18 protein-coding genes are annotated in these 23428 nt (G+C 37.6%); 10 read left to right on the top strand and 8 right to left on the bottom strand.

Annotated elements, in window-relative coordinates; genetic code table 11:
• The 5 genes from KMHG_RS17300 to KMHG_RS03250 form a co-directional block, all read left to right on the top strand.
• Positions 1-562, top strand: a 562-nt coding sequence (locus KMHG_RS17300) for an RNA-guided endonuclease TnpB family protein (RefSeq protein ID WP_010286911.1), incomplete at its 5' end; no start/stop codon positions are given.
• Positions 563-786: 224 nt separating this feature from the next.
• Entirely contained in the window at positions 787-2151 is a 1365-nt protein-coding gene (locus tag KMHG_RS17295) for a S41 family peptidase (protein WP_010286908.1), read from the top strand.
• A 225-nt stretch (positions 2152-2376) separates the two neighbouring features.
• Positions 2377-2868, top strand: coding sequence for a hypothetical protein (locus KMHG_RS03260; protein WP_010286907.1), 492 nt, complete (start codon positions 2377-2379; stop codon positions 2866-2868).
• Positions 2856-3161, top strand: coding sequence for a DUF2653 family protein (locus tag KMHG_RS03255; protein ID WP_010286905.1), 306 nt, complete (start codon positions 2856-2858; stop codon positions 3159-3161). Before KMHG_RS03260 ends, KMHG_RS03255 begins: the two co-directional genes overlap by 13 nt.
• A gap of 656 nt (positions 3162-3817) precedes the next feature.
• Entirely contained in the window at positions 3818-6547 is a 2730-nt protein-coding gene (locus KMHG_RS03250) for an immunoglobulin-like domain-containing protein (RefSeq protein ID WP_010286903.1), read from the top strand.
• Between the two features lie 111 nt (positions 6548-6658).
• Here the strand turns inward: KMHG_RS03250 and KMHG_RS03245 are convergent, their stop codons facing one another.
• Positions 6659-7387: a WecB/TagA/CpsF family glycosyltransferase gene (locus KMHG_RS03245; protein WP_010286900.1), complete on the bottom strand. Its 729-nt coding sequence runs from the start codon at positions 7385-7387 to the stop codon at positions 6659-6661.
• Positions 7388-7440: 53 nt separating this feature from the next.
• The gene (locus KMHG_RS03240; protein WP_010286897.1) at positions 7441-8559 is read right to left on the bottom strand and encodes a CapA family protein; all 1119 of its coding nucleotides are present in this window, start codon (positions 8557-8559) and stop codon (positions 7441-7443) included.
• A 195-nt stretch (positions 8560-8754) separates the two neighbouring features.
• Here KMHG_RS03240 and KMHG_RS03235 point away from each other — a divergent pair, with 195 nt between their 5' ends.
• Positions 8755-10371 carry a S1C family serine protease gene (locus KMHG_RS03235; RefSeq protein ID WP_010286894.1) on the top strand — a complete coding sequence of 539 codons (1617 nt, stop codon included), beginning with the start codon at positions 8755-8757 and terminating at the stop codon, positions 10369-10371.
• 186 nt (positions 10372-10557) lie between these two features.
• Here KMHG_RS03235 and KMHG_RS03230 read toward each other — a convergent pair whose 3' ends face one another.
• Both KMHG_RS03230 and KMHG_RS03225 read right to left on the bottom strand, forming a co-directional pair.
• A complete protein-coding gene (locus KMHG_RS03230; protein WP_010286892.1) occupies positions 10558-11262 on the bottom strand; it encodes a C40 family peptidase in 705 nt (234 codons plus the stop codon).
• A gap of 287 nt (positions 11263-11549) precedes the next feature.
• Complete coding sequence (locus tag KMHG_RS03225; RefSeq protein WP_010286891.1) at positions 11550-12647, bottom strand: C40 family peptidase; 1098 nt, start codon at positions 12645-12647, stop codon at positions 11550-11552.
• A 679-nt stretch (positions 12648-13326) separates the two neighbouring features.
• Between KMHG_RS03225 and KMHG_RS03220 the strand changes: the two genes are divergently transcribed.
• Positions 13327-14649 (top strand): NAD-dependent malic enzyme, encoded by a 1323-nt coding sequence (locus KMHG_RS03220; RefSeq protein WP_010286889.1) that lies wholly within the window; start codon positions 13327-13329, stop codon positions 14647-14649.
• Positions 14650-14687: 38 nt separating this feature from the next.
• Here KMHG_RS03220 and KMHG_RS03215 read toward each other — a convergent pair whose 3' ends face one another.
• Positions 14688-16262, bottom strand: coding sequence for an FMN-binding glutamate synthase family protein (locus KMHG_RS03215; RefSeq protein WP_010286887.1), 1575 nt, complete (start codon positions 16260-16262; stop codon positions 14688-14690).
• A gap of 179 nt (positions 16263-16441) precedes the next feature.
• Entirely contained in the window at positions 16442-17755 is a 1314-nt protein-coding gene (gene brnQ, locus KMHG_RS03210) for a branched-chain amino acid transport system II carrier protein (protein WP_010286885.1), read from the bottom strand.
• 591 nt (positions 17756-18346) lie between these two features.
• On the opposite strand from brnQ, the gene KMHG_RS03205 reads away from it, so the two are divergent.
• Positions 18347-19393, top strand: a complete 1047-nt coding sequence (locus tag KMHG_RS03205) for a glycosyltransferase family 4 protein (protein WP_010286884.1) — start codon at positions 18347-18349, stop codon at positions 19391-19393.
• Between the two features lie 73 nt (positions 19394-19466).
• Here KMHG_RS03205 and KMHG_RS03200 read toward each other — a convergent pair whose 3' ends face one another.
• Together KMHG_RS03200 and KMHG_RS03195 are read right to left on the bottom strand one after the other, a co-directional pair.
• On the bottom strand, positions 19467-20570 hold the full coding sequence (locus KMHG_RS03200; protein ID WP_010286880.1) for an LCP family protein: 1104 nt from the start codon (positions 20568-20570) through the stop codon (positions 19467-19469).
• A gap of 90 nt (positions 20571-20660) precedes the next feature.
• Positions 20661-21296, bottom strand: a complete 636-nt coding sequence (locus KMHG_RS03195; RefSeq protein ID WP_010286878.1) for a YigZ family protein — start codon at positions 21294-21296, stop codon at positions 20661-20663.
• A gap of 178 nt (positions 21297-21474) precedes the next feature.
• Here KMHG_RS03195 and KMHG_RS03190 point away from each other — a divergent pair, with 178 nt between their 5' ends.
• Together KMHG_RS03190 and KMHG_RS03185 are read left to right on the top strand one after the other, a co-directional pair.
• Entirely contained in the window at positions 21475-22626 is a 1152-nt protein-coding gene (locus KMHG_RS03190) for a sensor histidine kinase (RefSeq protein ID WP_010286876.1), read from the top strand.
• A 34-nt stretch (positions 22627-22660) separates the two neighbouring features.
• Positions 22661-23335: a response regulator gene (locus KMHG_RS03185; RefSeq protein ID WP_010286875.1), complete on the top strand. Its 675-nt coding sequence runs from the start codon at positions 22661-22663 to the stop codon at positions 23333-23335.
• The last annotated feature ends 93 nt before the right edge of the window (positions 23336-23428 follow it).

Genomic DNA, 23428 nt, shown 5'->3' with positions numbered 1-23428 from the left:
ATCTGACGGACGTAAGGTGGATAACCAACGCTTTACGGCTAAGATGGAACAAAAGTTAAAACGTGAGCAACGTAAGTTATCTCGTCGCTACGAGCAAGCGAAAAAAGATCAGCGTGATTTACGTGCGTGCATGAACTACCAAAAGCAACGTCGTAAAGTGGCTCGCTTGCGTGAGCGTGTTGCTTTCCAACGAGAAGATTTTTTAAACAAGCTAACAACGGCATTGATTCATCAATATGACGTTATCTGTCTTGAAGATTTAAACACAAAAGGCATGTTGAAAAATCATAAGTTGGCAAAAGCAATTAGTGATGTGTCATGGCCCTCTTTTGTGCAAAAACTGACGTACAAGGCAAAATGGTATGGACGAGAAATTATCAAAGTTTCAAGATTCTATCCATCGAGCCAACTTTGTCATGCCTGTGGTCATCGAGATGGCAAGAAAACATTGGATATTCGTGAGTGGACTTGTCCATCTTGTGATACGACACTAGAACGTGACATCAATGCAAGTCGTAATATTTTAGCCGAAGGGCTAAGAATTTTGAAACAACAACCGTAGGAACTACGGGGATAGCCTACTAAAAAAGTGAAGCCGCTGTTTCGGGTAAGTGGAAACAAGCAAGCACTGTTCGTAGGAATCTCCCACTTCAAGCAACGTTCGAAGAACGGCTAAGTGGGGGTAGTTCAAGAAAACGGCGATTGAAGTACATATTCCAGCCCATAGCGACTAAAAATAAAGAGCGTTATAATTAAAGCAAAAGATGGAAAGAATTGAGGAATTATATGAAATGTAAAACATTCGTTGCTGCGCTCGCTGCATTCACACTATGGGGTCAGACACAAGTTCAAGCATCTGCTACGCCAGCACTTACAGAAATGAAACAATATGTGAATGAATATTATTATCCAGGAATTGACGCTTCTAAAGTCAAAAAAAGTACATCGATGAAACAGTTATCTGATCAGCTCGATCCGTACTCTTTATATATGACGGCAGATGAGTTTTCGAGCTTTTACAATGAAGTAGAAAGTAAACTTGTCGGCATCGGTATTAGCGTTTCTGAACATGCAAAAGGGATTGAAATTTTACAAGTGTTTAATAATAGTCCAGCGAAAAAAGCAGGTATAAAAACGAATGACATTATTACGAAAGTAAATGGACAGTCTACATCGAATGTGTCATTAGAAGAAGCGACACAACAACTGAAAGGTAAAAAAGGGACGACTGTTCAAGTAACATTTTATCGTCCATCTACTGGAAAAACGTATACGAAAACGATAAAACGAGCCGTCGTAAACATTCCAAATGTAGAGACAGCTGTGTTATCCGGACGTATCGGATACATTCGACTGAATTCTTTTGCCTCAGATAGTGGGGAAGAAGTGGCACGTGCGATTCAAGACATGCCAGACAACATTAAAGGATACATTTTTGACTTACGTGACAATGGCGGTGGCGATGTTTCGGCTGCAGAAAATATCGTGAGCTTATCAAAAGAAAACAAAGTTGTGTGCTTATTGAAAATGAAATCAGGTACATATTATGTAAGTACGAATAAACAAAAAGTACATTGGGACGCTCCATTAGCGATATTAGTTAACAAAAATTCAGCAAGTGCATCTGAAATGACAGCAGCGGCTTATAAAGATCAGCATACTGCAAAAATCTATGGTCAAAAAACGTACGGTAAAGGCGTCATGCAACAAATGTTTGAATTAAGTGATGGTGGATTTTTAAAATTGACGATTGCAGAGTTTAGAGGACCACAAAATACAGTCATTCACAAAAAAGGTATTGCGCCAACCGTTCAAACAACTGTAAATAAAGAATTATATACGAGTCATAAAGCGTATTTAGTGAAGCAATTAAAACGTTACACGAAAGAGCCAAACATTAAACAATCTGCAAGCAAACAAACGGTTACGATTAAACCAAATAAAGATATGGATTGGAAAACGTTAAAAAAAGCACGTGTTGCCTTGATGCAAATTGGGGGTCAAACAAGAAGCGTAACAGTGAAAGCACTCGATAAAAAATTAGTCGTTCAATCGAAAACGGCGTTACCAAAAGGTACAAGCTATTACTTGCGCGTGACGAGTAAAAAACAACCATCGAAAGGAACGTATACATACGTAACAATTAAGTAAGGAAGTATCATTTTACAATAATTGGGTTGGATGTTGCGGAACGATGACAAAATAGCATGTAAAAGGTGTCAAATAAATTGACATATATAATGGAAGAAACTCTATATTTCTTGAAACATTTCTGTAACTTTTAGACGTTTTATGACGTATACATATGTATATTATTTTCAACGATGTTGTGAAGATGTTAAAATAGGTGTAAGCATAATTCAGGAGGGTTTTACATTGAAAAAATTATTAGCTGCGGCGTTCGCTGCAACTTTATCATTTGCGACAGTAGGCACAGCCGTTGTAGAAAATCCAACAACTGTTTCAGCAAAAGGTTACAAGTCTGGTAAATCTGGTTTTGGTAACTCGAAATCATATAACAACAATTCTACAAACAATAACAATAACAACAATAACAATGCAACAAATTCAAATGCTTCAACGAAAGCAAACACAAATAATACAAAAGCAAACAATTCAACTGCTGCACAAAAATCAAATCGTGGTGGTTTGATGAAAGGTTTAATGTTAGGTGGTCTAGCTGGTTTATTATTAGGCGGTATGCTTGGTAATATGGGCGGCATGGGCGAAATCTTAGGCCTATTAATTAACGTCATCGGTATTTTAGTGGTGATCATGTTAGTCGTTAGCTTAATTAATATGATCCGTAACAACAAAAACCGTAACAAACATGATGATCGTAAGGATGACAAACGATGGAACAACTAATTTTAGACGAGCAAGAAGTCATTAATGCATTGTGCACATACCATGCACGACAAAAAAACTTAATTCCCGAAGATGTGATGATCGAATTAATGTATGACGATCATGACGGTCGCGAACCTGAAGAGTTTGGTGCTGAGGCTGAAGCAAATAACGAAACAGTCATTTACCAAAAAGGAGATATGATTCAAGCAATTCGTAACTGGATTGATTTTGAATATAACATGGATCCTTATGCAGCACTTATCCAACTACAATTCAACGATGAAGAAGGTATCTTCGCTGTCGTAGAATAAACAGTTAAAAGAGTAATCGCTTTGCGCGATTACTCTTTTTTTGTCATTTGAACGAGAATTTTTTTCATTGTTAAAATAAACGTGTGACTGACCTAGATGATTTATTTCAAGATGATTACAATTTGTTTACAGAAAACAGTATATAAAATGATATTAAAATGATGTTTAATTCATTTTGGGTCAAAATTACATAATGTTTACGAATATTTCTAAGCCAAAGGACTTTTGTTAAAATACCTTTTTATTAATTGTAAAATGGAATTAATATACTTATTAAGTATGAATGTGGTATATTATTTGGGGTGACAGACCGAGATAAAAAGACATAAGTTTACCCGAACAGTGTGCATTCATCTAAAAAATCCTTGTTTTATGGAAATAAAAGGATAGATGTATGCTAAATAGTTTAAATCATTTCCTTTTTTTATTCCAAATAATAGAAAAATGTTAGGTTTAATATATTATTATCTAAAGATTTATTAAAAAAATCTTACTTTTGTTAAAAAAACGATTCATTTTGTGTTAATATAGTCGATAAGGATTACAGAGAGGTAACATCACGTGGGATATTGTTTAGTATGATAATATTTCCGAACTTCCTCGGTGATTCATTTAATTATTTTAAATTATGCAAATCAAAGGAGATTGAATTTCACATGGCAAATGCAAAATTCGTAAAAACTGCAGCAGCAGTAGCACTAGGTACATCAGTAGTAGCAACAGCGGTAGCTCCATCAGCTTCAGCAGCTACAACTTACAAAATCAAATCAGGTAAATTAGTTAACGCTAAAACTGGTAAAGTTGTAAAAGGTTTCAAAACTTTCAAAAAAGTATTATACAAAAACGGTAAAAAATATACTGGTACACGTTCTGGTAAATACTACAAAAAAGGTGTTCTTTCAACTGGTACTTACAAAGGCGTTAAATACCAAAAAGGTCTTAAATTTACTGGTATCTCAAAAGCTGACGGCAAATTCTACAAAAACGGCGTAGTTGGCACTGGTACTTACAAAGGTGTTAAATACAAAAAAGGCGTTGAATTCACAGGCGTATCAACAAACGGTAAATACTACGAAGACGGTGTATTATTCACTGGCGTTAAAGAAGATAAAAAATACGTTGACGGTGTATTATTCACTGGTACTGAAGACGGCAAAAAATACGTAGATGGCGCTTTATTAAACGGTAAAGACGTAGACGGCGTAGTATTCGTAGACGGCGTTAAAGACGAAGTAGCTCCTGAAATCACTGCAGAAGACAAAACTGTAGAATACGGTTCAGCAGCAGTAGACGTTGATGCTTTAGCAACAGTTAAAGACAACTCTGGCGAAGAATTAAAAGCAACAGCTACAATTACTTTCGACGGTAAAGAAGTAAAATCAATCGATACTAAAACTCCTGGTAAATACACTGTAGCTTACGCTGCTAAAGATGCTAACGGCAACGAAGGCAAAAAAGAAATCACTGTAACTGTAGCAGAACCAGCAGTACCTGAAGTGGAAACAGTAGAAACTGTTAACCCAACAGAAGTATTAGTAAAAACAAACTCTAAATTAAATAAAGAATCTGCTGAAACAGCTTCTAACTATACAGTATTAGTGAATGGTGCAACAGTAGCAGCTACATCAGCTAAATTACAAGAAGATGGTCGTTCAGTATTAGTTCGCTTTGCAAATCCTGTAGAAAACAACCAAACAATCAAAGTTTCTACTAAAGATTCTTTATTAACTACTGAATATAAAAAAGTAGCTAAATTCGAATCATCTATCCTAGTATTTTCAGACAAAACAGCACCAACAGTGAAATCAGTAGAATTTAATGGTTCTGATGTTGTAGCAACATTCTCTGAAGAAGTTCAATCAGTAACGAACATCCGTATTAATGGTAATACTGTTACTCTAGGTGCCGCAGTTAAAAATGAAGCTGGAAACTATGAATACAAATTAACAAATGCCCCAACTCAAGCTGGTGAGTACAATGTAGTATTCTCTCAAATCACAGATAAAGCTAACAATGAAACTGGTACAGCAACAGCTTCTTATAAAGTTGTAGCTGACGCTTCAGCACCAACAGTGAAATCAGTAGAAGCTGTAAACTCAAACACATTCACTATCAATTTCAGCAAAGCTGTAGATGGTGATGATTTAGCAACAGCTGTTAAAAACTTAAAAGTACAAAAAGGTTCTAGCGTAATTGCTACTGATCGTGTAAATGGTACTTTATCTGCTGATAAAAAGTCAGCTACAATCACAGTTGATGAATCAGAAAACGGTGAACTAAAACTTTACAACGACAACGAAACATCTGTAGAGTTAACTGTTTCATTTGACGGTTATAAAGATGCTAATGGTTTATTAGGTTCTGCATATACTGGTAAAGTAACTTTATCTAAAGATGCTAAAGCTCCAGCAATTTTATCTAAAAACTTAGTGACTCTTGATGCTGATAAAAAAGTAATTACTGTAGCATTTGATGAAGCAATTACAGCAGTAACTGCGAAAGAAAATGATATCGTAGTTAAGAAAGATGGTATCGTACAAACTACATTAAAACCAACTGTAGCTGTAGTAGCAGATACTCAAAATAAAAACACTAAATTAGAATTAACTTTTGCAACAGCTTTAACTGATGGCGAATATGATGTAGTTTTACCAAAAGGTTTAGTGAAAGACACAGATAATAATGAAAATGCTTCAGATACTGTATCTGTAAAAGTTTCTTCAGTAGCAGCTACTTTCATTCCAAAAGTAACTGCTAATAAAAATGTTATTACTGTAGAATCAGATAAAGATTTAACAGATTCAGCTAAAGATGTAGCAAACTATACTTTAGATGATGCAGCACTTCCTGCAGGCACAACTATCGACTTTATTGATGATAAAAAACACGTAAATATTGTTTTACCTGCTTCATTCCAAGTTCCTGCAGATGCAAACTACAAATTAGGTGTATCAGCGAACGTTAAAAATATTGATGGTGCATCAGCTTCAGCGTCAGCAACAGAAGCAAAAGCGTTCTTCCAACAAGTACCTTTAACTGATAATGTTGCTCCTGTATTAAAATCAGCTAAATTAGTAACTGTTACAGGCGATGATACTAAATTCGACAAAATTGAATTAACATTATCTGAATCAGCTGAATTACTAGATACAGTAGTAGATGAAAAACAAGACTTCGTAGTAACTGTGAACGGTAGTAAAGTGGTTGTAACTAACGTAGCAGTAGCAAATGACAAAGTAACACTTACTTTAGATGCTTCTTATAACGTGTTACAAACAACTACTGTAGAGGTTGCTCCAATTTCTAAAACTAACACAGTAGTAGATGTTGTAGATACAAAAGGTAATGCTTTAACAACTGGCACTACTGTAACTGCAACAAAATAATCATCCCTCGATGATTTAAAAAGAAACCCCTTAGTGGGTTTCTTTTTTTGCATTCTGCATCATAAATAACAAAAAGGCGAAGGTCCATATACGGATCTTCGCCTTTTTATATTACTTACGCTTTTTCTTTTGTACTTCTAATAAAAACTGTGGAATTTTTAGCATACGTTTTGCACGTGTAGGCTGTGTTACTAAGCGGTGGAACCATTCGAGGTTCAGCTTAATAAAAATGTCTGGTGCGCGGTCGATATTGCCTGACAGGACGTCAAAGCTACCACCGACGCCCATCATCACTGTATGCGGGAATTGCTGTTTATGTAGCGCAATCCATTCCTCTTGTTTTGGCGCGCCGGTTGCAACGAAAATAAAATCTGGTTTCGCGTCCACTGCTCGTTGCGCCACTTCATCACCGTCGCCGTCATTGCCATAGCCATCGCAAACGCCGACGATTTCAATATGCGGATATAATTGTTTTGCTTTTTCAGCTGCTTGCTGTGCGACACCTGGTTTTGCACCGTAGAAGAAGAAACGGTTATGTCCAGGTGCAGCAGTTTTCATAAATTCATGCACAAGCTCGTAGCCGGGAATACGTTCAGGAATTGGTGTCCCGAGCATTTTTGCGCCGATAACGACACCGATGCCATCTGCCACGACGTAGCTTGATGCTTTTAATAAACGCTCGTAGTTATGACTTTCTTTTGCGAGCATAATAATTTCTGGGTTCGCCGTCACAATCGTTACAGCCTTGTTTGTATGTTGTAATTCGTTGATCACATGCGGCACAAATTCGGCTTTCGTCGTTTGTGCAACAGGGATATCGAGAATTGACACTGTATTCATAGAAAAACCTCACTTAAATGTGTTTCTTCTATTATACATGAGAAATGTGTCAGCTATTTAACGATTACTTTATCACCCATAATATTTTGAACCCATTGTAAATCTGTATGCGGTGATAATGTTTTACCTTCTTTTTTAGCTAGAGGGAACACTTTATACATACCGTTTTCTTGGATAACTGCCGATGCTTTAAATACAGGTTTATCAACTGTGACCTCATCGCCTTGTTTCGTAATACGGAAGCTCGCAGCGCCGCCGACCATCGTTTCTACACCGCTTGTAATTGTCGCGTAGAAGTTACCGATTGAATAGAAGACACCTGTTTTATGCCCATCTTTACCGACGATTTCATCATAAGGTTGAATGACGTGTGGGTGACCACCGAAAATAATGTCACCGCCAGCTTTGTTGATGACTTTTGCGAGATGACGCTGTGTATCATTTTCTTGCGTTACGTACTCAGTACCCCAGTGCATATTGACGACGACGACATCTGATAATTTTTTGATTTTCTTAATGTCACGTTTAATTTTTGCTTCATCGATATAATTAACTAAATAATCTTTGCCAGCTGGAACTTCAAAGCCGTTTGTGCCGTATGTATAACTAACGACACCAATTTTAATACCATCGACATCGACAACGCGTGGTTTATTCGCATCTTTTTCAGATTGGTATGCACCAACATATGGTATGTCGTATTTTTCAATGTTTTCGAATTCAGTGCGGAGTGCAGCTTCACCGTGGTCTAAAATGTGATTGTTCGCTAGGTTCAACATATCAGCGCCAGCTTCTTTTACGTCACGGATAATAAAAGCAGGGCTAGAGAAGCGTGGATAGCCTGAAAGCGGGAATTTATTACCGATTGCGAGTGATTCTTGGTTTGCAATCAAATAGTCATAGTTTTGTAACGTTTTTTCCATCGGTTTGAATGCCGGTGTGTAATCTTTATAGTATAAAATTTGTGTGTGGAGTAAAACGTCACCGATCATCGCAAGGCGAATTGTCGTTTTTTCTTCCTCATGTTGTGCTTCTGTTGTTGGTTCCTCAGTTGTGGCAGGAGCCGTCGTTTTTGTTTCTGTTGTTTGCACTTTTTCAGTCGTATCAGCGGTATTGTTTGAACACGCCGCAAGTAGGGAAGTAGCCAATAAAAGTGGTAAAAACTTTTTCAAAAAAATCAACCTTTCGTCAAATAATGTTAATAAAATATGCTATGATAGAACTTGTAAATTTCCATATAAACAAACATGTTTTCCGCATATTTTGGAAAATTTTACTTAAAAACTATTATTCATGAAACTTCGGGATTATGCAATACGTCAATATGCATTAGTATTAATTTTCAAAGGAATAGGGGAGTGGATGTCGTGGCAAACAGTCGACGCGCTAAGCGAAAAAAAGCATCCATTAAGCGAATTGTCATCTCTCTTATTTTGGTACTCGCAGTAGCTTTTGGCATTTATGCGCTAGTTACGAACGATAAATCGGCGAACGAGGATAATCAAAATATTCATGATGTACAAACGGCGGAAAAGGATCAAAGTAGTAGTAAAGAAGAAAAAGAAAAACCATCCGAGGCAGGAAAAGTATCTGTCGAGGATATTGAAGATAAAGGAAATGACGAAGAAGGTGCAAGTAGTACGGTAACGGACACTGATAAAGTGACGGGACCAACGACGACAGAATCTTCTAAAGAAACGACAAATGAAGATGAAACAGAAATCCGCATGCCTGTCGACAATAAAGACACAATTTTAACGAATGCAAAACCGCAAGTGTATACGATCTACGCGACAGGTGAGCAAGGTTCAGGTTTCTTATTCAATACAAAAGGTGACATTATTACAAATGCACACGTTGTCGAATACGTAAACTTAGATGATAGCTCAGCGGACGTTGTTGTCGTAAATAGCACAGGACAAGAATTAAATGGTCGTGTGATTGGCCGCGATGATACAACTGATGTGGCGCTTATCCGTGTACCGGACTTAGCTGGTAAAAACCCGATGGTCATTGATACGGCACAAGCAGTCGTTGGGACACCGGTTGTTGCAATCGGTAGCCCTCATAAATTAGCAGGTACAACGACAGAAGGTAAAATTACGAGTGTCGGTGCGAATTTCACAGATGGTTATTCATATCGTAATTTGTATGAAATTACAGCACGTCTAGAGCCTGGTTCAAGTGGCGGTCCATTAATTAATATGAATACAGGGAATGTCATTGGCATTAACTCAATTATTTTAACAGAGCATCCGGAAATTGGTTACTCAATTCCGATGGCTAATGTGATGGACCTTGTGAATAAATGGGCGACGTACGATGAAGAAATTGTCTTTGGTGGACATGATGAAGAAGATGAAATGACACCAGAAATGACGATCGCTGATGACGAAGCAAATAACTTCGCGATGCTAAAAGGTTATTTAGGAGATCTATATTACTTCATTGAAGAAGAGTTTAAATTCAACGGTCAACGTACGTACTTGAATTTAATGCAGCCGGATAGCCCAGCAGTGAATAAAGCGATTCAAATTTACGATAATTACGTAACGACAGATAAATCAAATCAATCAATCGAATATGATATTGTCGGTACACCTCGTGTTGAAGGTGATACGGTGAATGTCGATGTGAAATCAACATTGACTTATACGAAAGATGGTAAAGAACAACAACTCGTTCAAAACTTAACGTATCAATATGTATTTGAATTTGATATTTACTATGTAAAAGATATTACGCTGAATAGTTCTACCGATACAGCTGATGAGGTCATTTCTCCACAAGGTACTGAAACACCGTCAACACCGGAAGATACAGAAGAAACGGAAGACGATGATAGTATTACACCGCAAGGAATTGAAACACCTGCAGAGGATGACACAACAGACAGTGATGAAAGTGTAGAAGAAGAGAACGACGACACATCGTCTACTGATGATAAAACAACTGAAGAAGTAGAAACAGACGCAGCACAATAAAAAGAAGGACCTCACATTCATCGTGAGGTCCTTCTTTTGCTTTCTAAGCGATATGTTTATGTTTTTCGTTAAATACTATGACATTCACTAAAACAGCTTTAAAACGAACGTAAAGCGCCGATCACTCGTTGCTAGAGTGATCGGCGCTTTTTTATACATTGTTATATTTTGTGAGAAATTACGAAATTAGCGGAATGTACCGAAGCCTACAAGACGTTTGTTCCAGTAGCCATCGTATAGAGCAGAATATTTTACTTGTTTGCCGGCAGCATGAAGTAATTTGTTGTTACCAGCATAAATTGCTACGTGTGTAATTGAACGACCGTTACCAGAGAAGAATACTAAGTCGCCAACTTGTGCAGCATCTTTAGAAATATGTTTTGAAGCTGAATATTGTGCACCAGATGTACGTGGTAAAGATTTACCTAATACGTTTTTGTATACGTAACCTGTGAAACCAGAGCAGTCAAAACCAGATGGTGTTGTGCCACCCCAAACGTATGGTGTACCTAAATATTTTTGACCGAATGCGATCACGTCAGAAACGTCAGATACTTTTTTCGTAGATACTAAGTAAGAAGCATTCATCCAACCACTTTTGCCGTTTGCTTTACCGTATACCCAAGTAGTACCGTCTACAACTTTTTTAGCAGTTAGTTTTACTTTTTTACCGTTTTTTAATGTTTGAACTTTATCAGATTTTACATCAGCTGCTTTACGTACGTTTAATGTACCGTCGTAAGAGTAAACGTATTTTGTTGCACTGTATGTTTCTTCTTGTTCAGAAGCCTGTGCTTGAATTGTGTCGTTTACGGGGTTAGCCGATGTAAATGCGAATGATAAAGCAAGTGCGCTAGCTGCGAATGCTGTTGTTAGTCCTTTAAATTTCATGTAATAATTCCTCCAAATAGTAAACAATGTTTTATGTATATAGTAATTAATAAAATGTCTAATTTAAATTTCCTAAGGCTAACTTTATAGAAATTGAGAATGAGCCGCAACCGCATTTCAGTTACAGTTGTATTACAATTGTGTAACAAAGGTGTTTTTTCAAAAAATAAATGATTAAAATAGTATTTTTTTTTCATTACATAAAATTAACATCAAATAAACATCATTTTTGTAAACGTTAAAAAAGAGAGGAAACCGTCAAAACGGCACCTCTCTATTGAGAATTTCTATAAACGACCATATCTTACAAAAGAATCTTTCCAATATTTCAGATCTGAAATACCGATTCCTTTGCTTAGTGCAGAGATAAATTTATCATCTCCTAAATAAATACCGACGTGGCTAATGCGACCTTCCATACCGCTATATGTACCTTCGAAAAAGACTAAGTCGCCAACTTTTGGTGAAGAAACAGCTTTTGCGAGTGATGCATAACCAGCAGCTGTTTTACGACCACCTAAATTTAAACCAGCTTCCTTATACACATAATAAATGTAACCAGAGCAGTCAAAACCAGATGGTGTTGTACCACCGAATAAATATGGGACACCTGTATATTTTTTGGCGATATTTAAGACGCGTTGTGTAGAATAAGACACTTCATTCGTTTCTTTTTTCGTTGTTAAAGTCATTTTTGTTATCGATTGTTTAGAAGATGCTGGACTCGTCGTTGTTGAGCCTGACACTTTTAATTTTTGACCGATAAAGATTAAGTCTGAGTCTAAATTGTTAAGTGCTTTTAAAGCAGACACAGACATGCCATATTTTACAGCGATAGCACCTAGTGAGTCTCCACTTGACACACTATATGTTTTTGTAGAAGTTTTTTGTGTCGTTGTCGACTTTGGAGTTGTTGTTTTTGTCGATGATGTTTTCGTTGTGAATGACTTTGTCGCCGTTTTTGTTGATGTCGTTGAGCCTGATACTTTCAGTTTTTGACTGACATAAATTATATCAGATGTTAGATTGTTCAGTTTTTTTAATTGTGCAACCGACATATTATGTTTGATAGCGATCAAACCTAAAGAGTCGCCTGATTTTACAGTGTATGTATTTGACGTGCTTTTTTTGGTCGTCGTTTTTGATGTCGTTTTTTTAGAAGATATTGATGGAACTTTTAATTTTTGATTTACATAAATTACATCGCTTTTTAAGTTGTTTAATTTTTGAAGTGATGTTGTCGATGTATGATATTTTACAGCGATTGCTCCTAAAGAGTCGCCTGATTTTACAGTATAAGTTGATGTGTTAGCAGCCTCTACATTTTGGCCGCATACCATTGATACGGCACCAATTGCGATAGCGGAATATAAGCCTCTTTTCATAGGGACTGTCCTCCTTCATGTATGTCAGTAAATGTATTGTAAGTTTATCGGTTTTCTTTATGTGTTCATTCTATTGAAAAAAGATTTCAACAACAAGAGGGTTCGGACAAAAGGGGAATATTGGACGAAAATAGATATACGTCGTGATTTTAGTTATTTTTTATTAAGGTCTTTAGAACCAAATAATGATTTATTTACACGGAATAAATAACTAAATAAATTTTATATATAATTTTTTGAAAATTTTACAGTTAAAAAGGCCTTTTAAAATAAATTGTTTTTATAATAAATTATAAAATATGATAAAAAAATATCGCACTTTCTGAAAAAAACGAAAAAAAAGCTTTATGAGTCGATAGCAGTAGAGGAATGTAAACGCTTTAATATGTAATGAAACTCTATCGTGTATATAAGATAAATATGGTACCTTTTCTATTTTTCACTATCTGTATAGTAAAGATGACATAAATATGTAACAAACCATTGAATATAGTGATAACATTTTGATAAATATGGTGTAGGTGTCTTCTATAATATGATAAATCAGAAAATAGAGACTATTATGACGATTAATGGTGGAATAATGCAAAAAACGTTTACTTTTCGATACAGTAGTACTAGAATGGAAAGCTATAAGAATAAATCATAGATAGAAGCTGGAATTTTGGAGGGACAAGTCATGGTTGGACAAAATATTATGCGAAATTTAATCGTTCAAACGCCGTCGAAACCGGGGAACCTTGGTAAAGTAACGACAGTGATTGGGACACATGGTGGCGACATTGGCGATATTAAAACATTAAAAGTAGGGACGCTATCGACGATTCGTGATATTACGTGTACTGCAGAAGATGTGACAGCATTAGAAGCTATCGTAAAAGGGATTAATGCATTAGGGAATGGCATTGAAGTACGCGCCGTCTCAGATGATGTATTAAAAGCACATGAAGGCGGTAAGATTCATATGTCTAGCCGTATCGATTTACATTCAATTGAAGATTTACGCCGCGTTTATACACCAGGGGTTGCAAGTGTATGCCAAGAAATTCAACGCTCACCTGAAAAAGCCTCGTATTTCACAAGTATCGGTAATACTGTAGCCATCGTGACAGACGGTACAGCGATTTTAGGACTCGGTAATATCGGTCCTGTTGCAGGGATGCCTGTTATGGAAGGGAAAGCGGTATTGTTCGATCAACTTGCGGGCATTAGCGGTGTACCGATTTTATTAGACACGAGCGACCCAGATGAAGTCGTTAAAACGGTGAAACATATTGCACAAGGCTACGGCGGTATTTTATTAGAAGATATCGGTTCACCACATTGCTTTGAAATCGAAGAACGTTTAAAAGAAGCGTTAAATATTCCAGTCATGCACGATGATCAACATGGTACAGCCGTTGTCACACTTGCGGCAACGATTTCTGCATGTCGTTATGCAGGCGTTGATCTTAAAGATGCAGTCATCGGTCAAATCGGCTTAGGGGCAGCTGGTTTAGCGATTTGTCGTATGCTCATGGCGTATGGTGTCAAAGAAGTATACGGTACGGACCCACAAGAAAGTGCTGTCATGCGTTTACACCAATATGGTGGTAAAGTGTTGAACTCTGTAGAAGAAATTATGGAACAATGTGATATCGTCATTGCGACGACAGGGGTGAAAGGTTTGATTGATCCTTCTCTTGTACGTGAAGGACAAGTTATTTTAGCATTATCAAATCCATACCCAGAAATTGACCCAGAAGAAGCAGTCGCAGCAGGGGCAGCGTATGCAGCAGATGGTCGTCTCGTAAACAACATTTTAGGATTCCCAGGTATTTTCCGTGGGGCGCTAAATGCCAATGCGAAAGACATTACGTATCCGATGCTCGTCGCAGCAGCGGAAGCGCTCGTTGAGTGTACGCGTAGCGGTGACCTCGTACCATCACCACTTGATCATAATGTGCATAAACTTGTCGCAAAAGCGGTAGAACGTATTGCGTTAAAAGAAATGATACAATAATAAAAAGGCTTTCCGACAACATCGGAAAGCCTTTTTCGTTATTTTTTCTTTAAATTTTCTACGGTGTAAACGCGACCTTCATCATCTTTGTAAACGATATGTTCGTTTTTGAATTTTGTCGGTGAGTCGATTCCGGCTGCAGCTGCAACACGGAATAAACCTTCGCGTAAGTTAATAATATAGTTTGTGACACGGAATTTTTTCTCTTCAATAACAAGACCGTTTTGTAATTTCGGGTCAGTCGTTGCGACACCTGCAGGACATTCATTTGAACTACATTTTTGTGCCATAATACAGCCGACAGAAATCATAAAGCCACGTGCAATGTTAATTAAATCTGCACCTAACGCTAAAATGACTGCTGCTTTGTCAGACGTAATTAATTTACCAGAAGCGATAATTTTCACGCGATCACGCACGCCGTATTTTTCAAGCGCATCGTTTAGTAAAACGATAGAAGAATGAAGCGGTAAGCCGACAGAGTCAGCAAGGTCTTGGAATGTTGCACCTGTACCACCTTCACCGCCATCTAACGTAATGAAGTCAGGGCCTTTGCCTGATTCTTTCATGTAACGTGCGAAGTCATCAGCGTCTTCTGGAGAACCGATAACGATTTTTGCGCCGACTGGTAAGCCACCGACGTCGCGCATTTTTTCAATAAAATCAAATAGTGTAGGGAGGTCATGGAACTGGTGGAAGCGGTTTGGTGAATTAATCGTTTTACCGACTTCTACACCACGAATTTCAGCGATTTCAGGTGTTACTTTATCACCTTCAACGTGGCCACCACGTGTTTTTGCCCCTTGTGCTAATTTAATTTCGAATGCTTTGATTTGCGGAATTGCTGCTTTTTCTTTTAATTTTTCAAAGCTAAATTCGCCTTTTTCATCGCGGTAACCGAAAAGACCGGAACCAATTTGTGCGATTAAGTCTGCGCCACCCGCTAAATGGTGTGGAGAGACGCCACCTTCACCGGTATTCATCCAAGAGCCTTCCGCCATCCCAATCCCTTTAGAAAGGGCCGTTATAGCGTTTTTACCGAGCGCACCGTAACTCATTGCCGATTGACCGACCATTGAACGTACGCGGAATGGTTCGCGGCAATTTGGACCTAATACGATTGCATCTTCTTCAGGTAGTAACCACGGTTTTACTTTTACCGTTTCTGCATGTTCTTTACGACCGAACAAACTTTCATTATCGATTACGTATTTTTTTGATTCAATCACTTTTGAATTGTCGACACGCATTTCATCTACTTGTTTCGTAAACATGGCATTACGAATGAAAAATCCTGCTTCGTTAAAGTCACGTTTTGAACCGAATGAAATGACGCTGCCTAAATATTTACCAGGAAGTACGATATGTAGGAAGTCTTCACGAGAGAAAGGTTTTCCTTTATTGTCATCGTCGAATAAATATTGACGAAGTTCTGGCCCAATTTTTTCTGTAATATAGCGTACACGACCCAAAACAGGGAAGTTACGTAAAATGGCATGTTGGTTTTGCTTACGGTCTGTTAGTGCGAAAATAATGATGAATACGATTGGCACTAAAATGATCAATGCGATAATAGCAAGTAAGACAATTGCCACAATCGAAGTCCAACTCATCTATGTCACGTCCTTTAATTTGTTTGTCTAAATTGTGAATGTATCTCACAACGGAATCAAATATATCACAATATGAGATTAATTCAAGCTTTTTAAAATAGACAGAATATTAAAATTGAAAACGTTTTCAATAAAATGTAAAAAAACTGTTCTCACACGGAGAACAGTTGAATGAATCGTTATTTTTTGATGAATAATGAAATGATGTAACCGAGTACAGCACCGATGATGCCTGGTAATAACCAGCCAAGACCCATTTCGTAAAGTGGCATTGCGCTCACGATTTCCTCATACCATTTTGGCTCAATGCTTGCAGCTTCAAGACCATCGTATAATGACCAAATCGCTGTAAATAACATACCGAATAAGTATACGTATTTGCTATCGCCAAACCATTTTGATGCAAGTGTTAATAGCATTAAAATAATTGCTGGTGGATAGATAAAGAATAATACTGGTAATGAGAATGTGATTAATTGTTGTAAACCGATGTTTGCGATGAATGTTGTGAAAATCGCAAATACCCATACCCACTTTTTATAAGATAGGGCAGGAATCACTTTATGGAAGTACTCAGATGCTGCTGTTAACAAACCGATTGATGTTGTTAAACATGCAAGTATGATAACGGCTGTTAGTAAAATGTTACCGAATTGACCGTAAAGAACGTACGCAGCTTCTGTAATAATTTGTGCACCGTCTTCTGAAGCACCGATCGTTTTAAAGCTTGAAGAGCCGATATAGCCAAGAGATAAATAAACAAGTGCAAGACCGATGGCTGCTACGAAAGCTGCAAAAATCGTTGTTTTCACAACTGTTGATTTTTCTGTCACATTTTTACCTTTTAACGCTTGGATAATTACGATACCGAAAATAAGTGCTGCAAGGAAATCCATTGTTAAGTAACCTTGTTTAAAACCTTCACCGAATGCATTTGATACGTATTCGCCAGTTGAAGGACCAGAGCCATCCATTGGTGTCACAATTGATTTAATCGCAAGCGCTGAGATCACTAATAATAATAAGGGCGTTAAAATTTTACCGACACGGTCGATTAATTTGCTTGGGTTCAATGCAAAGAACGTTGTGATTAAGAAGAAAATCACTGTGAAAACGGCAAGTGGCCAAGCGTGAGAAGCAGTTGCTTCAGATAAATAAGGTTTAACCCCTAATTCGTACGATACTGTACCTGTACGTGGTAGGGCGAATAATGGCCCGATTGTTAAATAAACGACTGCTGTGAAGAAAATACCGAATGCAGGGCTAATTTTACCTGCCATATCTTCTAGCTCACCACCTGATTTCGCAACAGTGATTACGCCGAGTAGCGGAAGACCTACGCCTGTAATTAAGAAGGCGATGATCGCAATCCAGAAGTTTTCACCAGCTTGCTGACCAAGTAAAGGTGGGAAAATGATGTTACCAGCTCCAAGGAACAATGCGAAAAGCATAAAGCCTACGGAGACTTTTTCACCGAATGAAAGTTTTGTCATTATGTACAACTCCTTTTGGGATTTAATCTTCTAAATGTTCTGACTAATTAGTCCGAACGACTATGTTTGTAAGAAACTTAAAAAAATTATTTTGTCTGAAAATTTAGATTAAAGCGTCAATAAAAGTACTTCAATATACTATCATGAATATCGAAATAAAGAAATGGTTATTTTCTGAGAAAAGCGAAAAAAATGGGAAATTGGCTATTTTTTTCGAATCATATAGCATTTTCGAGCATAATTAAGAGCATCTATACTTTTTGTGTGCAATGTATTAGTGTAAATTGTTTCATCTAATATATTGCATGTTATGTTTCTAACGATTCATATGCAACAAATTTACGTTTCAAACGTTACAGTTAACAAGTGAAAGTGTGCTTTTAGAAGAATCATGCTATAATACAAGATGATTTACTGAAAAAATTGAACATAATATTTCTTATTATAGAAGGAAGTCATTTGAGAAAATACGATTGACTTCCGAAAGCGCAATTTTTAATAGAAGGAAAGGGGGATTCTGCTACTCGATAACGCTAGTGTACGCTCAAAAGTACGAAGCGCGTTATCCTTATTTGGAGTAGCAGGAAGGGTATGTTTTACCTGTCATTAGTGGCGGCATTTATTGGATCTATCCTCTTCACACCGCTTGTGAAGAAGCTCGCTTTTCGTGTTGGTGCAGTTGATAAGCCTAACTATCGAAAAGTTCACGCAAAAATTATGCCGCGCTTAGGTGGTTTAGCAATCTTCTTAGCCTTCCTTGTCGGTGTCGTCGTACTAAGACCGACGAATGAAGCGATGATTCCGATTTTAATCGGTGCCTTCATCGTTATTATAACGGGTGTGTTAGATGACATGTTAGAAATTTCTGCGAAAGCGAAGTTTCTCGGTCAAACCGTCGCAGCTGCGATCGTTATTTTCTTTGGAGACATTCAAATTGATTTTATCAATTTACCGTTTGGCGGCATTTTAGACTTTGGTTATTTAAGCATTCCACTTACGTTAATTTGGATTGTCGGTATTACGAATGCGATTAATTTAATTGATGGCCTAGATGGCCTCGCAGCGGGTGTATCGACAATTGCACTTGTTACACTTGCCGCGATGGCTTTTATTATGGGCAATACGTTCGTACTCGTCATGGCGCTTGTCCTTGCGGTAAGCTGCATCGGCTTTTTATTTTATAACTTTAATCCCGCAAAAATTTTCATGGGGGATACCGGTGCATTATTCCTTGGCTTTATGATTTCCGTTCTAGCATTGCTCGGTTTTAAAAATGTAACGTTCGTGTCACTCGTTATTCCAATCGTCATGCTAGGCGTACCTATTTCGGATACTTTTTTTGCAATCGTGCGTCGACTGTTAAACAAACAGCCGCCGTTTCAACCAGATAAATCGCATTTACATCACCGCCTGTTAAGCATCGGCTTTACACATAAGCAAACGGTCATTATCATTTACGGCATTGCGGCAATGTTCGGCTTAGCAGCGGTCATCTTCTCAATGGCAAAATTATGGGGCGCGATTTTATTAATCGTCGTATTGTTAATAGCGCTCGAAATTTTCGTCGAAGTGATTGGCCTTGCAGGGCATCGTTATAAACCGTTGTTAAAACTCGTAAAAAAAAGTAAAAAGCGATAAAAAGAAAAAAGACTGAGCAAACGCTCGGTCTTTTTTTGCGTAAAAAAAGATTGCGCATCACGCGCAATCCACATTAATAACCATTTTCAAGGTCTTCTAAATCTTCTAATGATGTGTCTACATCTAAACCGAGATGACGTTGCATCGTTTGGCGTGTTTTCAGTAGGCTATCATTAATAATTTTGTAATAGTAAATACCTGTCGACATATCGTCTGTACCGTCAATCGATAATGATTCAATGTCTGGCATTCCTTTTTGTAAATAAGCGAACAATGATTTCATTTCAGTAAACGTCATATCTGTTTGCATGTTGTTACCGACAGCTGATAAGACGTCTGCATATTTCGTAAATGATGTCACAGAAGTTGCTTTATCCGCAATGGCTTCTAAAATCATTTGTTGACGTTTACCACGTTCAACGTCGCTATCTTGATGACGTGTACGTGCAAGCGCTAATGCTTCGCGACCGTTCACTTCTTGCGTACCTGGTTGTAAATGAACAGTACGTTTATCATTTTCATCTAGTTCATTAATTTCATAAGGTACATCGACGGTAATACCGCCTAACGCATCGACGATTTCGATAAAGGCATCAAAGTTCACGCGGAAGTAGTAATCGATCGGTAAGTTTAATAGCCCTTCAACCGTTTCGCGTGTAGAATCAATACCGCCGTAAGCATGTGCATGTGTAATCTTATCTTTATAGCCAACTGCTGGAATATAAACGTAAGAGTCACGTGGAATACTTAACAATTTAATCGACTTTTCTTCATTATTTAATGTAGCAACGAGTAGCGCATCCGAACGGGAGTTGCCTTCACCTTGACTACGTTTTTCACTATCATCAATCCCAACGATCATGATAGATATATTATCTGTTAATGGTTCAACGCTTTCATCACGCAGGGCAGATTTCTCGCGTGAGTCTGCAACATATGCGTTTTCGGCTGCTTTTTTACCAGTGTGGTAAATGTAATAAGCATATGTGCCGCCGATTGCCAGTAACAAAATTAAGACAACGAGTAGTACTTTCCATAAGCAACCGCCTTGTTCCTTTTGCTTTTTCTGTGCACGTTCTTTCTTTTTAGTGGCACTTGTTTTCGCATGAGACTTAGGTTTTGGCTTTTGTGCTCCGGAGCGGGTTGGTTGTCTATTGCCGGCTCTTCTCTCTGGCATATAGTCATTCTCCTTTTGTGGGAAAAATTTTAAAATTTTGTACAACGAAATTAATTATACTATGCCGAGCCGAATACGTAAAACGAATTTTCAGGTACGATCGAACTCTAAAAATAGCTGTTCGACACGTTTGATTTGCGTTTGTCCATTTGATAGGTCTGTCATCCACGCGTAAAACGCTTCTGTCTCTTCTACTGGGACGAGAACTGTAAATTCGACACCTTCTGCATAATTAATATGTTCTAATATATAGGTAGAATTTCGAAGTTCGTTCTCTAATTTACCAAGCCATGTGTAATCTGCACTGATTTTTAATTTGTCATGTAAACGACGTTCCACGACACCGGCCGCATCGATACCGACTGTAGTCGTTTTTCCGTAGGCACGTACTAATCCTCCAGCACCAAGTTTAATCCCCCCAAAGTAGCGGGTAACTACTACTACAGTATCTTTTAAATGTTGTTTTTTCAGTACATCGAGAATCGGTACGCCAGCTGTGCCACTTGGCTCACCGTCGTCGTTCGCTTTTTGAATTTGATCGTGCTCCCCAATAACATAGGCAGAGCAGTTATGGGTCGCATTACGGTGCTCTTTTTTAATCGCATCGATGAAATTTTGTGCGTCTTCTTCCGTTTCGACACGGGCACAATGAGCGATAAAGCGTGATTTCGAAATGATGATTTCATCACTTGCTGTCGTTTTTAAAGTAAGGTAATTTGATCTCATTTTATTCTCCTAGTAAAAATTTAATATAAATGATACAATTGTCATCTTTTAAACATTGGTTTTTAATATGCTAATGGCTCAACAATGTTATAATTAATGTAAAGAATTTTAGAATTGTGATGTCAGTACTACAAAATACATGCTATCCTAGTAAGTATGCATTGTGAGGAGTATGGATATGGTTAGAGGAAATAAAATTGACATTCAAATGTTAGACAAAATATTCAATAGTATGGTCGAGACCATTGACACATCTAAAAATGACATTTTTACGATCAGTGAACAATCTCGTCAATCATTCGAAGAAATGAAACTTGAACTTAGTAATGTACGTTCTAAATTAAAGGACATTATTCAAGAAAATGATATGCTACAACTAAAGGTAAAGCAAGCTCGAGCTCGTCTTGCTGAAGTATCACAAAATTTCCGTGTCTATACAGAAGAACAAGTACATGAGGCTTATAATGCTGCGAATACATTTCAAATTCGTCACTCAGTCGTTCAATCTGAAGAAAAGCTATTGCGCGAACGTCGTGACGATTTAGAACGTCGCATGCGTGGGCTTTTAGACACAATTGACAAAGCCGATCACCTTGTGAATCAAGTTAATGTCGTGTTAAATTACTTAACTGATGACTTGAAAAATGTAGGGCCAGCTTTAGAAAATGCGAAAGTAAAAGAAGATTTTGCTATTCGCGTCATCGAAGCGCAAGAAGAAGAACGTAAACGAATTTCGCGCGAAGTACATGACGGCCCAGCACAAATGTTAGCGAACGTCTTACTTCGTACAGATTTAATTACGCGCTCTTATGATGAAAAAGGTGTAGAACGTGCCATTCAAGAGTTACAAGATTTAAAGGGCATGGTGCGAGATACGCTCCATGAGGTACGTCGCATTATTTATGACTTACGACCAATGGCATTAGACGATTTAGGCATCATTCCGACGTTGAAGAAATATTTGAACTCTGTACAGGACTACAATCCCGGTACATATATTGAGTTTCATTCACGTGGAGAAGATAAGCGGATGCCAATGAATTTCGAAACAGCCATTTTTAGGCTCGTTCAAGAATGTGTGAACAATGCAATCAAGCACGGTGCGTCCAAAGACATTTGGGTGAACTTTGAATGGCTTAAAGAAAATGTTAATATTTCTATTAAGGATAATGGTACAGGCTTTGATACGAACGTCACGAAACAAAATTCTTTCGGTATCGTTGGAATGAAAGAACGCGTCGATCTATTAGATGGTACTATGGATATACAGTCCGCTATCGGACAAGGAACGAAAATCATGTTTAAGATCCCTGTGAAAAAGGGAACATAACCTTTTGTAGAGGTACTTGAGGAGGAAAATTATTATGACAAAAATTATTATTATTGATGACCACCAATTATTCCGTGAAGGCGTAAAACGCATTCTAGATTTCGAAGACACTTTTGAAGTAGTGGCAGAAGGCGATGACGGTGTAGATACACTTCCTCTATATGAAGAATTCCAACCAGACGTTGTATTAATGGACATTAATATGCCGCAAAAAAATGGTGTGGAAGCTACTGCAGAGTTAATCGAAAAATATCCTGATGCGAAAGTCATTATCTTATCAATCCATGATGATGAATCTTACGTATCTCACGCATTAAAGTCAGGTGCCCTTGGCTACATGCTAAAAGAAATGGATGCAGATGAAATCGTCGATGCTATTAAAATCGTAGCAGCTGGCGGCTCATACTTACACCCTAAAATTACAAAAAATCTTGTCGCAGAATACCGTCGCTTAAGCGAACGTGAAAATAAAGGCTCATTCCATCAAACAGAAATTCGCCGTCCATTCCACTTATTAACAAAACGTGAATGTGAAGTACTACAACTTCTTACAGATGGCCAATCTAACCGTGCAATCGGTGAGACTTTATACATTTCTGAGAAAACAGTTAAAAACCACGTATCAAGTATTTTACAAAAAATGAACGTAAACGACCGTACACAAGCTGTTGTAACAGCAATCAAAAACGGTTGGGTAGAAGTACGCTAATTTAATTTTTCACACCGATTCTTATGAGTCGGTGTTTTTTATTATCATCATTTATTTATTTGTGAAGTGATATTTGTCATATGTTATTTGCCT

Origin of the sequence: Kurthia massiliensis, from assembly GCF_000285555.1 — a bacterium.
Classification (GTDB): domain Bacteria; phylum Bacillota; class Bacilli; order Bacillales_A; family Planococcaceae; genus Kurthia; species Kurthia massiliensis.
The sequence above is the reverse complement of the archived record's forward strand: the minus strand, read 5'-3'. Positions and strand labels throughout refer to the sequence as shown.

Excerpts from the sequence above, each read along its gene's own strand:
- KMHG_RS17295 (WP_010286908.1), top strand. The coding sequence starts at position 787 with ATGAAATGTAAAACATTCGTTGCTGCGCTCGCTGCATTCACACTATGG.
- KMHG_RS03255 (WP_010286905.1), top strand. The coding sequence starts at position 2,856 with ATGGAACAACTAATTTTAGACGAGCAAGAAGTCATTAATGCATTGTGC.
- KMHG_RS03250 (WP_010286903.1), top strand. The coding sequence starts at position 3,818 with ATGGCAAATGCAAAATTCGTAAAAACTGCAGCAGCAGTAGCACTAGGT.
- KMHG_RS03245 (WP_010286900.1), bottom strand. The coding sequence starts at position 7,387 with ATGAATACAGTGTCAATTCTCGATATCCCTGTTGCACAAACGACGAAA.
- KMHG_RS03230 (WP_010286892.1), bottom strand. The coding sequence starts at position 11,262 with ATGAAATTTAAAGGACTAACAACAGCATTCGCAGCTAGCGCACTTGCT.
- KMHG_RS03225 (WP_010286891.1), bottom strand. The coding sequence starts at position 12,647 with ATGAAAAGAGGCTTATATTCCGCTATCGCAATTGGTGCCGTATCAATG.
- KMHG_RS03220 (WP_010286889.1), top strand. The coding sequence starts at position 13,327 with ATGGTTGGACAAAATATTATGCGAAATTTAATCGTTCAAACGCCGTCG.
- KMHG_RS03215 (WP_010286887.1), bottom strand. The coding sequence starts at position 16,262 with ATGAGTTGGACTTCGATTGTGGCAATTGTCTTACTTGCTATTATCGCA.
- brnQ (WP_010286885.1), bottom strand. The coding sequence starts at position 17,755 with ATGACAAAACTTTCATTCGGTGAAAAAGTCTCCGTAGGCTTTATGCTT.
- KMHG_RS03205 (WP_010286884.1), top strand. The coding sequence starts at position 18,347 with ATGTTTTACCTGTCATTAGTGGCGGCATTTATTGGATCTATCCTCTTC.
- KMHG_RS03200 (WP_010286880.1), bottom strand. The coding sequence starts at position 20,570 with ATGCCAGAGAGAAGAGCCGGCAATAGACAACCAACCCGCTCCGGAGCA.
- KMHG_RS03195 (WP_010286878.1), bottom strand. The coding sequence starts at position 21,296 with ATGAGATCAAATTACCTTACTTTAAAAACGACAGCAAGTGATGAAATC.
- KMHG_RS03190 (WP_010286876.1), top strand. The coding sequence starts at position 21,475 with ATGGTTAGAGGAAATAAAATTGACATTCAAATGTTAGACAAAATATTC.
- KMHG_RS03185 (WP_010286875.1), top strand. The coding sequence starts at position 22,661 with ATGACAAAAATTATTATTATTGATGACCACCAATTATTCCGTGAAGGC.